Genomic DNA, 14158 nt, shown 5'->3' with positions numbered 1-14158 from the left:
TAAAATCAGAACCGCGTGTTCTTCAGAAATTCAGCCAGACGCGGTGATTGTGGGCGTTCGAACAGTTCCTTGGGTGGCCCCTGCTCTTCGATCCGCCCCTGATTCATGAAAACGATTTTGTCCGAGACCTCAAACGCAAAACGCATTTCGTGGGTCACCAGCAGCATGGTCATGCCGTCTTCGGCCAGGCCTTTGATCACGCTCAGCACTTCGCCCACCAGTTCCGGATCGAGGGCCGAAGTGACTTCGTCGAACAGCATCAGGCTCGGGTTCATCGCAATCGCCCGGGCAATCGCCACGCGCTGTTGCTGACCGCCGGACAACTGACCGGGGAAGTGATCGCGGCGTTCCAGCAAGCCGACCCGTTCCAGCCATTTTTCCGCCAGGGCCACCGCTTCATCCTTGTGCAGCTTTTTGACCTTGAGCAAACCGAGGGTGACGTTCTGCAACGCCGTGAGGTGCGGAAACAGGTTGAACTGCTGGAACGCCATGCCGGTCATGGCCCGATGCCGGGCGATGACTTTTTCCGGGTGCCGCACGCGCTTGCCGTTGACCTCGTCATAACCGATGGACTCGCCATCGAGCATGATCTGCCCGCCCTGGAACTCTTCGAGCATGTTCACGCAACGCAGCAGCGTGGTCTTGCCCGAGCCGCTGGAACCGATCAGCGTGACGACGTTGCCGCGCTGCATCGTCAGGTCAACGCCCTTGAGCACTTCGAGCTGGCCGTATTGTTTGTGCAGGCCGCGGATGTCCAGCAGGGCCTGAGCGTTTTGAGTGTTGGAAGGTTGAGTCATGGCAAGGCCACCCGCTTTTCAATGTGCCGGCCGAGTAATTCGATGGCGTAGTTGATGACGAAAAACAGAAATCCGGCGAACAGGTAAAACTCGAGGGTCATGAAGGTCCGGGCGATGATTTGCTGCGTGCTGAGCAACAATTCAGCCACACCGATCACCGACAGCAGCGTGGAGGCCTTGACGATCTCGGTGGACGAGTTGACCCAGGTCGGCAAGATCTGCCGCAACGCCTGAGGCAACAACACGTAACCGAGTGCTTGATAAAACGTCAGGCCGATGGCCTTGCTCGCTTCCATCTGACCGCTGGGCAGCGCTTGCATCGCGCCGCGAACAATCTCGGCGACGTGGGAGCCGCAAAACAGCGTCAGCCCCAACGCACCGGCCTGAAAGGCACTGATCTGCCAACCTAGTGCGGGCGCCATGTAGAAGCAGGCCAGCACCAGGACAAACACCGGCGTGCCGCGAATGATGTCGACGTAAAACCGAAACGGCGCGCGCATCCAGAACTTGCCGTAGGTCAGCACCAGACCCGCGACGATGCCGACCATCGTGCCCAATAAAATCGCCAGGGCCGAGACCTGCACGCTGGTCAAAAAGCCTTGCCACAGCACTTCACGGGCAACCCATAACTCATGCAACCAACTGGGGGATTCGTACATGTGGGCCTCCTATCGGCGAATCGCCAGACGCTGCTCGAGGTAACGCAGCATCATGGCAATGAGGTAACAGGCCGCCACATAGAGCGCTGTGGTCACCAGCCAGGTTTCAATCACCCGGTAGCTCTCGACATTGATCTTGCGCGCGTAATAGGTCAGCTCCGGCACGGCAATCGCCGCGGCCAGCGAGGTGTCCTTGAACAGCGAAATGAAGTTGTTCGACAAGGCCGGCAGCACATTTCGCAGCATCACCGGCACGGTGACGTACGCCTTGACCTGCCACTCGCCCAAACCGATCGCCAACCCCGCTTCGCGCTGGCCTTTGGGAATGCTCAACAGACCACCGCGGAACACTTCGGTCAGATAGGCCCCGGCATACAGCGACAGGGTGATGATGAACGACGGGATCTTGTCCAGACGGATCCCCAGACTGGGCAAGGCAAAGTAGATCAACAGAATCAACACCAGAATCGGCGTGTTACGGATCACCGTCACATACATTGACGCCATCACACGCAATGCGCGGTGCTTTGACAGCAAAGCAAACGCCATCATCAGGCCGATCACGCAACCGATGGCGATCGACACCAGCGCCAACTCAAGACCCAGACCGAGCCCCGCCAGCAAGGTGTCGAAATCGCGCCACACGGCAGCAAAGTTCAACTGATAGTTCATGGTCAGCAGTACCTTGAACGGGGCGATTTACGCCGCCCCGCTCTCACGGGATCATTTGAATTCGACGGGGAAACCGATGGCTGGAGTCGGGAGATCGACACCGAACCACTGCTTGAAGGAGGCCGCGTAGGTCGGGAATTCAACACCGGTCATGGCTTCATGCAAGGCGGTGTTGACGAAGTTCAGCCAGTCCTGATCGCCGCGCTTGACTGCGCACGCGTAGGTTTGCGGGCTCCAGGCATAAGCCGGGCTGCGATAGCGCCCCTGGTTCTGCACCATCAGGTATTTCACCGACGACTGATCGGTCGCAGCGGCGTCGGCACGGCCGGAGTTCACCGCCTGATACATCAGGTCCACGCTGTCGTACTGATCGACCTTGGCCTTGGGCAACGCCTGATGCACCAGTTCTTCGGCGTACACGTTCTGCAGCACCGCCACGGTCACGCTGTCGCCGGCGGCTTTCAGGTCTTCGATTTCCTTGTACTTGCTGTTGGCCGGCAACAGCAGGCCAACACCTTCGCGGTAGTACGGCAGCGTGAACGCCACTTGCTGGGCACGGCTGGCAGTCACGGTGATGAACTGACAGCTCATGTCGACTTTGTCGGTCAGCAGGTTGGGAATCCGCGCATCGGACGACTGCACCACGAACTCGACTTTGCTTGGGTCGTTGAACAACCCTTTGGCCACCATCCGCGCGATATCGATATCAAAACCCTGCAACTTGCCATCCGCTCCCTGGAAGTGCCACGGCGCATTGGTACTGCCCGTGCCAACAATCAGTTTCCCGCGGGCCAGCACGCTATCGAGCTTGCCGTCCGCCGCCTGGACCACGCCCATGGCAGCAGCTGAAGCTGCGACAAGAAAAATACACGCTTTAAACAAGGAAGGTCGGCGATGCATGGCAAGCACTCCAGGGTGATGTTTATTCCGCTATACCGGATATTGGTATGTAACAACGGAATAGACAGCAGAAAGTGTGCCACAGGATGTGGGCGGAATGTTGGGGAGATTGAAAAACCAGGTGAATCAATAAGATGGGCACAGCACAGGTCACTCTGTTACCCAATGCACACGTCGAGTACCGCTACCGATGGCCACAACGCACGGGTACTTGCACCACATTTGAAGGGTAGCGATTCAAAATGAAGCAGCGCTCTACCTGTAATTTCTGACAGTAGACTCATCGCGGCTGATTCCTTTACCGTCAACAGGCACCCGATGCACTGTGAAAAAGGAGATTTCAATGAGCTCGAAAATCGCTCGCAAAGCGCTGGCCCCGGTCTACCGCAAGGCCCTGAAAACCTGGCGCCCGGTGATCCTGTACTTCGGCAGTCAACACTGCCCCGCCTGCGAAATGGCCGGACCGGTGTTTCGCCAGATCGCTGAGCCGTATCGGCATCACGCGCAGATCTACATGCTGAACACCAGCGAATCCCCCCGCCACCCGGACGTCACCGGCACACCCACCGTGCTGTTTTACAAGGATGGGAAGTTGCTGAAGAAGCTCAAGGGAATCGGCACTGAGCAAACCCTGCAGGAAGACTTCGCCAGGCACATCGGCAAGGTGAAACCGGCAACGGTGAAGCGTAAACCGGTTCACGATCTGGCGTGGTTGCGCCAGACCCTGCGAAGGATGTGCACTGTGCGTCGCGCAACTCAGCAGTTGAATCGGCGGGTTTGCTGTTAATCCGTGTCATTTTCAGTGTTTGAAAGATCGCTTTCGCGAGCAGGCTCGCGAATCTTTTGCGCTTAGCGATTTTTGACCTGTTCGATATACCGGCCTACCGCCGCGGACTTCTCGAACCGACGATAAATCAACGACAACCACGAACTCGCCTCGCAACCTTTAATTGCCCGGTACAACACGCCGGGCAAACCCACATGGCCAACCACTGATTCGGGCACAACTGCAACGCCCTGCCCCAACGACACCAACGCAATGACCGCCACCAGCCCGCCCGGTTGCGCCCCCAGTTTCGGCGCAAATCCACCCTCGGCGGCGACTTGCAAGGTGCCGCTGATTTGCTCCGGCAGGATGAACGTCTCGTTCTGCAAATGTTCCGGGCCAATCTCTGGCAATCGGCACAGCCAGGACTCGGTCGACACCGCCAGCACAAAACCTTCTGCGTCCAGGCGAATGGCTTCCAGGTCTTCAGGCAGGGTCATGGGTGAGCGGACATAGCCAATGTCGAAACGCCCCTCGACCACCATCACCGGCAATGACGCCATGGGACTTTCCCGTACGTTCAGGCTGACGTCAGGACACTCGCGACTGAAGGCTTGCACCTGTTTCTGCAGCAAGCCCGAATACACCGCCGAAGCCACGTAACCCAGTTCGATATGGCCAATATCCCCGCGCCCGGCACGCTGGGCGTTGTACTGAGCATATTCAAATTGCCGCACCGTTGCCTCGGCCTCGATCACCAGCGCTGCGCCCGCCTCGGTCAGGCTGACTTCACGTGTTTGGCGCACGAACAATCGCGTGCCGAGTTCGTTCTCCATGTCCTGGATCTGTCGAGTCAAGGTCGGCGGTGCGATACCGAGTTGTTCGGCGGCGCGGGTGAAGTTGCCTTGTCGGGCAACGGCGAGAAAATAGCGGAAATGCCGTATGTCCATGGGTGCGTTAGCTCAAAGGTAATGAAGTGACAAGGCACGCCTAACAAGGGAAGCGTCAACAGACGATAAGCTGCACTGACTTTCACAGTAGAGAAACGTTGCCATGCCCGTCAAACCCAAGGTGAGTCCGCGCCTGACATTACTCACAGCCTCAGGCGTTTGCTCGCTGATCGTCCTCGACACCAACATTGTCGCCGTGACGCTGCCAACGATCGCCCGCGACCTGGGCGCAAACTTTGCCGACATCGAATGGGTGGTCAGCGCTTACATGCTGGCCTTCGCCGCCCTTTTGTTGCCGGCTGGCAGCATCGCCGACCGCTTCGGCCGGCAGAAAACCCTGCTGTGCGGGTTGGCCATTTTCATTCTCGCGTCCATCGGTTGCGGTGCCGCGCCCAATGCGCTGTTCCTCGACATCGCCCGGGCGATCAAGGGTGTCGGCGCGGCCTTGCTGCTGACCTCGGCGCTCGCCTCCATCGGCCACACCTTTCACGATGAAGTGGAGCGGGCCAAGGCCTGGGCGTTCTGGGGCGCGTGCATGGGGGTGGCGATGACCGCCGCGCCGACGGTCGGCGGGCTGATCACCGAATACATGGGCTGGCGCTGGATTTTCTACCTCAATTTGCCGGTGGGATTGTTGTTGATGGTGATGGTCTGGCGCGCCGTGCCGGAGTCCCGCGACACGCAGTCCGCACGCCTTGATCCCTGGGGCAGCCTGGCGTTCAGTGCGAGTTTGCTGTGCCTGATCTGGGGCCTGATCGAGGCGAACCGGATCGGCTGGAGCAATCCGCTGACCTACGCTCGACTGATCGGCGGCGCTCTGTTGCTGGGGCTGTTCGTGGTGATTGAACGGATGCAGCGGCGGCCGATGGTCGACCTGCAACTGTTCAAGCATCCGCGTTTCATCGGCGCGCTATTGGGCATGTTTGCCTACGCTGGCTGCGCCCAGGTGATGATGACCCTGCTGCCGTTCTACCTGCAAAACGGCCTGGATTTCTCGGCCATCGCTTCAGGTCTGGGGATGTTGCCGTTTGCCCTGACCATGCTGATTTGCCCGCGTATCGGCGTACGTCTGGCGCGTCGGTTTGCCCCCGCCACATTGATGGCCGCCGGTTTGACCCTGGTCGGCAGCGGCAATCTGCTCAGTGCCTGGGCGGTCAGCAGCGGCGGTTACCTGCCCTTCGCCCTGGCGATTGCGGTGACGGGCGCCGGTGCCGGGCTGCTCAACGGCGATACGCAAAAGAACATCATGGCCTGCGTGCCACGGGAGCGCACTGGCATGGCTTCAGGCATGAGCACCACCATGCGCTTCAGCGCAATCGTGCTGGCCATCGGCGTGTTCGGGGCGTTGTTATCCAGTCATACCGAGCTGTTGTTGCGCACCAGTCTGTCGGAGCATGGCGTGCAATGGCTCGGCCAAACCCAGGGGATCGCCTCGCGGGTGGTGGCCGGTGACATGACGGCGGCGATGGGCCTGTTACCGGAAACCGCGCGCACCGTGGTCGAACCGTTGGCCCGGCAAGCCTTCGTCGGTGGCTTCAGTCTGCTGTTGTGGGTCGCGGGGTTATTGGCACTACTGGGAGCGCTGGTGGTGGGCACGCTGATGCGCAATCCGATCCCCGCCCCCTCGGCTGCAACCCTCGGCGCTAAGGCTTGAACGACGCCAATACCCGCTGGGCATTCGCTTCGCAGCCCATGCCCTCGGGCCGCGACTGAATGTTGTCGATCACCTCCAACAGCTGCGCCTTGCTCTGCGCCAAGTGCAGCTGCATCTCTTCGATCTGTTCGACTTTGCGCGTAAGACCCGCCAGCAATTCGTCTTGCTTGAACTCACCGGTCGCGCTGTCCGGCAATAACTGTTTCAACTCTTCCAGGCTGAACCCAGCCTGCTGGGCGCAAAGGATGATTTTCAGGGTTTGCAACGCTTGGTCGGGATAATGCCGGTAACCGTTGGCCCGGCGTTCCACCTGCCGAATCAAACCCTGAGCCTCGTAAAACCGAATGCGCGACGCGTTCAACCCGCTCAATTGCGCCAATTCACCAATCTTCATCACGACCTCATTTACCTGCTTGACATTAAAGCTGACTTTAAGCTTAGCCTCTACTCTTCACTGATGAGGAGTCAAGCATGTCGCCCTTCCAAGCGTTGAATTTGCCCAACGGCCAGACCATCGGCAATCGCATCGCCAAAGCCGCGATGGAAGAGAACCTCGCTGACAGCGGGCAGGCACCTGCAGAGGCCTTGTTCCGCCTGTATCAGGCGTGGGCCGAAGGCGAAGCCGGCCTGTTGCTGACCGGCAACGTGATGATCGACCGCCGCGCCATGACCGGTCCCGGTGGCGTGGTGCTGGAAGATGAACGGCACCTTGAACGCTTTCGCCAATGGGCAAGCATCGGCCGGGCCGGTGGCGCGCAGTTCTGGATGCAGCTCAATCATCCTGGCCGTCAGACCATGGCCAACCTCGGCCAGCAAGCGTTGGCGCCTTCGGCGGTGGCACTGGACCTGGGCGCGTTCTCGAAGATGTTTGCCGAGCCCAAACCCATGAGCGAGCGCGACATTGAAGACGTCATCCAACGCTTCGCCATAAGCGCTGCCCTGGCGGAAAAGGCCGGCTTCACCGGGGTGCAGATTCATGCCGCGCACGGTTATCTGATCAGCCAATTCCTCTCGCCCTTGACCAACCGCCGAACCGACCGCTGGGGTGGCTCTCTGGAAAATCGCGCGCGCTTGTTGCTGGCGGTGGTCAGCGCCGTGCGTAAGTCTGTGTCGCCGCAGTTTTGCGTGGCGGTGAAGCTCAACTCGGCGGATTTCCAGCGCGGCGGCTTCGATGCCGACGATGCCCGGCAAGTCATCCAATGGCTCAACGATCAACCGATCGATCTGCTGGAACTCTCCGGCGGCAGCTACGAAGCCCCGGCCATGCAAGGCGAGGCCCGGGATGGTCGGACCCTGGCGCGTGAAGCGTACTTTCTGGAGATGGCCGGGGAATTGGCCCGTGTGGCGAACATGCCGGTGATGGTGACGGGCGGGATTCGACGCCTGGCGATCGTCGAACAGGTGCTCGACAGCGGCATCGCCATGGCCGGGATCGGCACGGCACTGGCGCTCGAACCTCAATTGGTCAAACGCTGGCGCGAAGGTCAGAACAGTCACCCGCAACTGCCGCCGATTCGCTGGAAGCGCAAACCCCTGGCGGCACTGGCGAGCATGGCCGTCGTGAAATTCCAGCTCAATCGCCTGAGCCGCGGGCGCAAGACCCGTCCCGACGTTTCGGCGTTATGGGCGTTGATTCTCGACCGCGTGTACATCGCCCGGCGTACTCGTCAGTACCGGCAGGCGATGGGACTGAAGTAATCAAGTTGTCGAAGATCGAATGTGGGAGCGAGCCTGCTCGCGAAAGCGGAGTGTCAGACAACATCATGGTTGACTGGAAGGCCGCCTTCGCGAGCAGGCTCGCTCCCACAAGGGTACGTCTGCGCTGCAAGGGTGTTTACCGTCCGGAAAAACGCAATCTGGATAGCTGACGCAAATCCCCGTCGAGGTAATAGTCATCGGTCCAGCTGTCATCCGCCGCCAATGGATGGACCTGCTTGAGCGCGAGTTTCCTGGCGAAATAGCGAAAGCGGTAATGCTCGTAGAACCGCAGCAGTTCCAGACCATAACGGTCTGCCAGATCGGTATCACCGCGAATGATCAGGTAGTTCTCGTCATTGCCATTGCTGGCCGCGGCACTGAGGTTATGGCTGCCGCTGATGATCGTCGGCGCATCGCTAGTGAAGTCCGTCACCACGGCTTTGGTGTGCACCAGCAGGTTGCCCTTCTGGCCTTTCATGTTCTCTCTGAGCCAGCCTTCCAGCCCGGTGTTGAGCAGCGCGGTGGCGGCGAATTCGGCGGTGCGGTCGGCGTGGAAACCGGTGATACGGCTGGCGGTGTTTTGCAGGCCGTAACGCAAAATGTCGTCGTGGGGCAGGCCGAGCAAGGCGTTCAGGATGTCGTCGGGCAAGGCGAACGCGGTGACGAACAGCACGTCTTTTTTCGCGGCGCTGATGATCTCGACAAACGCTTGCAGATCACCCTTGCCCGACCGCGGAGAGAAACCGGCGAACATCGGCTGCAGCGAATCCATCGGGTTGTTTTGGGTGAGCCAGTTTCGGGTGTCGCCGACATCCGCCGGGTGGCTCCAGACCTGCTCGAAGGTGCGCAGATAACTGGCGCTGACGTGTGTGTCGTCCAGCACATGCACTACGTTGGCCTGGCGGTAAACGCCGTTGGGCGTGAAATTGGTGCTGCCGCAAAGCACTGCTTCCGGCTGACGCTGCCCCACCGCGTCGAGCCGGCTCAGCACCATGAATTTGTTGTGGAAGATGTTATGGGTGACTCGACCGCGCTTGTTCTCTGCCGGGATTTTTTCCAGGCTGGCCTCGTTCAGGGTGGTGCCCTCATCGCCCGGTTGAGCGTGATACAGGACTCGAACGTTTACCCCTCGCTCGAACGCGGCATTGACCGCATCGACAATGGCCTGCAATTCATACTCGTAGATGGCAATGTCCAGCGCCCACTGGCCATCCACCGCACGCTCGATAAACCCCAGCAAACGTCCGAGCAAACCGTTTTCCAGCCACTGCCGCGGGACATCCGGCCAGGCTTCGATGGGCAGGTTCTTGTTGGCGCTGATCAGCGCGTCGAGCTCGGGAAACTTGCGCTGGAACGCCTGGCTGGCGGCCACTGCGCGATTGAAGATCACGCTTTGGTTATTCGGCTGACCATTGTCGGAGGTGACCGTCACTTCCAGGAATTCTCCCAGTTGCGGCGCATCAATACTGCCGTAGGCCAGGTGGATTCGGTAATGGATCGTCATCCCCGGATTGACCGCGTAATCGGCCCAGCGAAATTTCTGCAACGGCGCGATATCGCTGGGGGTGGCGTGAAACTGGGGAAAGGTATGCACCTTGCCGGGAAAGGTCAGTCTGTTGAACAGGAACAGCCAAGGCTTGGGGCCTTGCTGTTTTTCGATGGCGAAACCCAAGAGGCCTTTGCGACGGGGTTCGGCCAGGTCCATGGCCAACAGCACGCCATTGGTGCCGGCGTAGGCCTTGACGCGAAAATCATCCTGAATGTTGGCGGCTAGAACGCGCATGACTCACTCCTGTGATCTTTCTGGTTCACTCCATATCATCGATATGTCGATATTCGGCCTGCAACTCGGTAGCCATCACCTTAGCCCGCCCAAGCCGAATCGGCCCGCGTTCGATGTCGATCAGCAGCCCCGGACAATCAAGCGCCGGCAATATCGACCAGTCCTTCAATCGACCATCGGTCACCAGCAACAAACGCTGCTTTTCCGCCGGAAAACGTTTTTGTCGTGCAGCCAGCCATCGCCCCGCCTCACCCAGCGCCGCCAGCAACGGCGTACCACCGCCCGCTCCCAGCCCATCAAGCCAGTTGCGCAAACCCGCGGAGGCTTTCAACCCTTGCACTTGCCATTTCGGCACATGACCACTGGCAGTGAGCAACGCCAGGCGCGCACGCTGGCGATAGGCATCGTCGAACAGTTGCGCCAGCAAGCCCTTGGCATCGCTCAACGCCTGATGACGGCGTGTCGAGGCCGAAGCGTCGACAATCACCAGCCACAGTTCGTGGGGCGAACGGGTGCGCAGGTGAAACAAGACATCGTCGAGCTGACGTGGGCGGCCGTTCAGCAATGTACCGGGCCAATTGATCGAGCCGCTACGCGCCGCGTGACGCTTACCCTGCTTGCCATTGTCCAGCCGTCCGGCACGGGGTCTGGCATTCGCCCCCGCATCAGATCGAGGGCGAATGCCTAGGGCTTTTTTGGCCAGCTCGGCACGTCACGTCGTGCGCCGACCGGGAGCGCCTGAGCGGGCATTTCACCCCATTGGCCCTGGCCTTCGCTCGGGTTGGCATTTTGCGTAGAGGGCGGCTGACTTTGTTGCGGCGCTGGTGGCGATGACTCGCGACGGCGATGGCGCAAGGCAAACTCGGCGACGGCGTCGATGTCTTCCTCGGCGATGGCGCTCGCCCCACGCCACGCCGCGTGGGCACGCGCCGCGCGCAACCAGACCAGGTCGGCCCGCAAGCCATCGACACCGGCGGCAAAGCAGCGCTCGGTAATCTGCGCCAGCGCATGATCGTCGAGTGGGATGCTTGCCAGCGCGCTGCGCGCTTTCTGGCAACGTTCGCGCAGAGACTGCTGTTGGCTTTCCCATTCGGCGCAGAAGCTGTGGGGATCGCTGTCGAAATCCAGCCGTCGCCGGATGATCTGGCCGCGCTCGGTCGGTGCTGTGTGGCCACTGAGGGCGACGTTCAGGCCAAAACGGTCGAGCAGTTGCGGACGCAGCTCACCCTCTTCCGGGTTCATGGTGCCGATCAGCACGAACTTCGCCGGATGCCGATGGGAAATGCCGTCGCGTTCGATCAGGTTGGTGCCGCTGGCGGCCACATCCAGCAGCAGGTCCACCAGGTGATCGGGCAATAAATTGACCTCATCAACGTAGAGCACGCCGCCGTCAGCCTTGGCCAGTACACCGGGGGAAAACTGTGCACGGCCCTCGCTCAGGGCGGCGTCCAGATCGAGGGTGCCGACCAGCCGTTCTTCGGTGGCACCAAGCGGCAAGGTGACGAATTGGCCGCTGGCCAGTAGATCCGCCAGGCCTCGGGCCAGGGTCGATTTGGCCATGCCGCGAGGGCCTTCGATGAGTACGCCGCCGATTTTCGGGTCGATGGCGGTCAGGTAGAGGGCGAGTTTGAGATCGTCGGCGCCGACCACGGCGGAGAGAGGGAAATGCGGGGTGTCGGTCATTTTCAATACTCGGTCATGGTCGGTAGCAGGCACACCTTGTACCTGTGGGAGCGAGCAAGCTCGCTCCCACAGGGTTTTGCGGCGCATTAACTATCTTCTTCTATATCCAACAACAAATTCTCCAGCGCCTCGCGATACTCGCCCGGCTCCTTCCACATCCCCCGCTGCTGCGCTTCCAGCATCCGCTCAGTCATGTCGCGCAACGCATGCGGATTATGCTCACGGACAAAATCACGAGTCGCCGGATCCAGCAAATACGCATCCGCCAGTAACGCGTACTGGTGGTCGTCGATCAATTGCGTTGTGGCGTCGAAGGCAAACAGGTTATCAACCGTCGCCGCCAGTTCAAACGCGCCTTTGTAGCCATGACGCTTCACGCCGTCGATCCATTTCGGATTGGCTGCCCGGGAGCGAATCACCCGGTTCAGCTCTTCCTTCAACGTGCGGATCTTCGGCAAGTCCGGCTGACTGTGATCGCCATGGTAACTGGCCGCTGCTTCACCACTGAGGCTTTCCACAGCCGCGAGCATGCCGCCCTGGAACTGGTAATAGTCGTTGGAATCAAGCAAGTCGTGTTCACGGTTGTCCTGGTTTTGCAGCACAGCCTGAACCTGGCTCAGGCGCTGAGCGAACTGCGCTCGCGCCGCGGTGCCTTCGTCAGAACCGCCGTAAGCGTAGCCGCCCCAATTCAGGTAAACCTCGGCCAGGTCGTCACGGCTTTGCCACAGACGACCATCGATGGCGCCCTGCACGCCCGCGCCGTAAGCACCGGGTTTGGCACCAAAGATGCGCCAACCGGCCTGACGCTTGGCCGCCTCTTCATCCAGCCCCGATTGCATTAACGCTTCGCGCTCGGCACGCACCTTGGCGGCCAAGGGGTTGAAGTCGTCCGGCTCGTCGAGGGCGGCGACCGCTTGCACGGCGGCGTCGAACAGGCGGATCAGATTGGCAAAGGCATCGCGGAAGAATCCGGAGACGCGCAACGTCACGTCCACGCGCGGACGGTCCAGCAGACTCAGCGGCAGAATTTCGAAGTCGTCGACCCGCTGACTGCCCGTGGCCCAGACCGGGCGCACACCCATTAACGCCATGGCCTGGGCGATGTCGTCGCCACCGGTGCGCATGGTCGCGGTGCCCCACACCGACAGGCCGAGCTGACGCAGGTGATCGCCGTGATCTTGCAAGTGTCGTTCAAGAATCAGGTTGGCCGACTGGAAACCGATACGCCACGCGGTGGTGGTCGGCAGGTTACGCACGTCCACCGAGTAGAAGTTGCGCCCGGTCGGCAGCACGTCGAGTCGACCGCGACTCGGCGCACCGCTGGGGCCGGCCGGCACGAAGCGGCCGCTGAGCGCGTCGAGCAGACCGCGCATTTCCGCCGGACCGCAGGCGTCCAGCCGTGGAGCGACGACTTCGCGCAGGCTGTCGACGATCGCGCTGACGTCGGACCAAGTGGCCTCCTGTGGGAGCGAGCTTGCTCGCGATAGCGGTGGGTCAATCGACATCAATGTTGGATGCTCAACCGCTTCGCGAGCAAGCTCGCTCCCACAGGGGCCGGGGTTGGCTTGAGGTTGGTTTAGAGTTTGCGAGATCAGTTGCGTGGCGAACAGTTCCAGACGTTCACGGGTATCCCCGGCGGTGCGCCAGACTTCGTCGGTGAGGGATTGCAGTTCAATCGGACGCGGCCCGATCCAAGGTTCGGCAAGCGCACAATCCAGCGGATCGAAGCCCAACATAAACGCCTTGGCCAAGGCCCGCAGCAGACTCGATTGCGCACCACGCCCATCGCCACGCGGAATGCGCAACAACGCCAGCAAGGTGTCGATGCGCAAGCGCCCGGTCGGCGACTCGCCAAACACATGCAGACCGTCGCGGATCTGCGACTCTTTCAAGTCGCACAAATACGTGTCCAGACGCGGCAACCAGATCGCTGCATCGGCATCACTGTCGAGCTTTTCGTCCAGTTGCAGTTCGCGGTCGATGTGCGTCTCGCGCACCAGTTGCAGGATGTCGCGCTGCAATTCCCGGGCACGGCGCGGATCGAGCAACTGCGCTTCGTAATACTCGTCGGCGAGTAATTCGAGGTTGCGCAACGGGCCGTAAGTTTCGGCGCGGGTCAGCGGCGGCATCAGGTGATCGATGATCACCGCCTGCGTACGGCGCTTGGCCTGGGCGCCCTCGCCCGGATCGTTGACGATAAATGGATAGATGTTCGGCAGCGGACCGAGCAGCGCATCCGGCCAGCAATTCTCGGACAGACCGACGCCTTTGCCCGGCAACCATTCGAGGTTGCCGTGCTTGCCGACGTGGATCACAGCGTGGGCGCCGTAGGTGTTGCGCAACCAGAAATAGAACGCCAGGTAACCGTGAGGCGGCACCAGGTCCGGATCGTGATACACCGCGCTCGGGTCCACCTGATAACCGCGCGCCGGTTGAATGCCGACGAAGGTCAGACCAAAGCGCAGTCCGGCAATCATCATTCGCCCGCCACGGCACATCGGATCGCTTTGCGGCGTGCCCCAACGTTCCAGCACGGCTTGTCGGTTGGATTCGGGCAAGGCGTTGAACATCAGGTTGTAGTCGTCCAGCGCGAGGC

At 60.7% G+C, this 14158-nt stretch carries 13 protein-coding genes; 3 read left to right on the top strand and 10 right to left on the bottom strand.

Translation table 11 applies throughout. The features are described 5' to 3' along the window. Positions 1 to 5 precede the first annotated feature (5 nt). From WLY71_RS16070 to WLY71_RS16055, 4 genes are read right to left on the bottom strand one after another with little or no spacing between them, the layout of a single operon-like run. Positions 6 to 797: an amino acid ABC transporter ATP-binding protein gene (locus WLY71_RS16070; protein WP_347804318.1), complete on the bottom strand. Its 792-nt coding sequence runs from the start codon at positions 795 to 797 to the stop codon at positions 6 to 8. Continuing rightward, positions 794 to 1456: an amino acid ABC transporter permease gene (locus tag WLY71_RS16065; protein WP_347804317.1), complete on the bottom strand. Its 663-nt coding sequence runs from the start codon at positions 1454 to 1456 to the stop codon at positions 794 to 796. The genes WLY71_RS16070 and WLY71_RS16065 overlap by 4 nt, the downstream gene beginning before the upstream one ends. Before the next feature lie 9 nt (positions 1457 to 1465). After that, a complete protein-coding gene (locus WLY71_RS16060) occupies positions 1466 to 2128 on the bottom strand; it encodes an amino acid ABC transporter permease (protein WP_347804316.1) in 663 nt (220 codons plus the stop codon). A 51-nt stretch (positions 2129 to 2179) separates the two neighbouring features. After that, positions 2180 to 3028, bottom strand: coding sequence for a transporter substrate-binding protein (locus WLY71_RS16055; RefSeq protein ID WP_347804315.1), 849 nt, complete (start codon positions 3026 to 3028; stop codon positions 2180 to 2182). 343 nt (positions 3029 to 3371) lie between these two features. Here WLY71_RS16055 and WLY71_RS16050 point away from each other — a divergent pair, with 343 nt between their 5' ends. Next, positions 3372 to 3815 carry a thioredoxin family protein gene (locus WLY71_RS16050; RefSeq protein WP_347804314.1) on the top strand — a complete coding sequence of 148 codons (444 nt, stop codon included), beginning with the start codon at positions 3372 to 3374 and terminating at the stop codon, positions 3813 to 3815. Between the two features lie 62 nt (positions 3816 to 3877). Here the strand turns inward: WLY71_RS16050 and WLY71_RS16045 are convergent, their stop codons facing one another. Beyond that, the gene (locus WLY71_RS16045) at positions 3878 to 4744 is read right to left on the bottom strand and encodes a LysR family transcriptional regulator (RefSeq protein ID WP_347804313.1); all 867 of its coding nucleotides are present in this window, start codon (positions 4742 to 4744) and stop codon (positions 3878 to 3880) included. Positions 4745 to 4847: 103 nt separating this feature from the next. Here WLY71_RS16045 and WLY71_RS16040 point away from each other — a divergent pair, with 103 nt between their 5' ends. After that, positions 4848 to 6398, top strand: coding sequence for an MFS transporter (locus tag WLY71_RS16040; RefSeq protein ID WP_347804312.1), 1551 nt, complete (start codon positions 4848 to 4850; stop codon positions 6396 to 6398). On the opposite strand, the gene WLY71_RS16035 is transcribed toward WLY71_RS16040, so the two are convergent. After that, the gene (locus WLY71_RS16035) at positions 6388 to 6792 is read right to left on the bottom strand and encodes a MerR family transcriptional regulator (protein ID WP_347804311.1); all 405 of its coding nucleotides are present in this window, start codon (positions 6790 to 6792) and stop codon (positions 6388 to 6390) included. The two genes, WLY71_RS16040 and WLY71_RS16035, sit on opposite strands and share 11 nt — an antisense overlap. A 77-nt stretch (positions 6793 to 6869) precedes the next feature. On the opposite strand from WLY71_RS16035, the gene WLY71_RS16030 reads away from it, so the two are divergent. Next, a complete protein-coding gene (locus WLY71_RS16030; protein ID WP_347804310.1) occupies positions 6870 to 8096 on the top strand; it encodes an NADH:flavin oxidoreductase/NADH oxidase family protein in 1227 nt (408 codons plus the stop codon). Between the two features lie 136 nt (positions 8097 to 8232). Here WLY71_RS16030 and WLY71_RS16025 read toward each other — a convergent pair whose 3' ends face one another. The 4 genes from WLY71_RS16025 to cobN form a co-directional block, all read right to left on the bottom strand. Further along, positions 8233 to 9879 (bottom strand): phospholipase D-like domain-containing protein, encoded by a 1647-nt coding sequence (locus WLY71_RS16025; RefSeq protein WP_347804309.1) that lies wholly within the window; start codon positions 9877 to 9879, stop codon positions 8233 to 8235. Positions 9880 to 9904: 25 nt separating this feature from the next. Continuing rightward, positions 9905 to 10444, bottom strand: a complete 540-nt coding sequence (locus WLY71_RS16020) for a vWA domain-containing protein (RefSeq protein ID WP_347804308.1) — start codon at positions 10442 to 10444, stop codon at positions 9905 to 9907. Positions 10445 to 10563: 119 nt separating this feature from the next. Further along, positions 10564 to 11562 carry a magnesium chelatase ATPase subunit I gene (locus tag WLY71_RS16015; RefSeq protein WP_347804333.1) on the bottom strand — a complete coding sequence of 333 codons (999 nt, stop codon included), beginning with the start codon at positions 11560 to 11562 and terminating at the stop codon, positions 10564 to 10566. Between the two features lie 86 nt (positions 11563 to 11648). Then, a partial coding sequence (cobN, locus tag WLY71_RS16010; RefSeq protein ID WP_347804307.1) for a cobaltochelatase subunit CobN occupies positions 11649 to 14158 on the bottom strand: 2510 nt, incomplete at its 5' end.

Source organism: Pseudomonas rossensis (assembly GCF_039888995.1).
Classification (GTDB): domain Bacteria; phylum Pseudomonadota; class Gammaproteobacteria; order Pseudomonadales; family Pseudomonadaceae; genus Aquipseudomonas; species Aquipseudomonas rossensis.
This window is presented reverse-complemented; position numbering and strand designations above follow the sequence as displayed.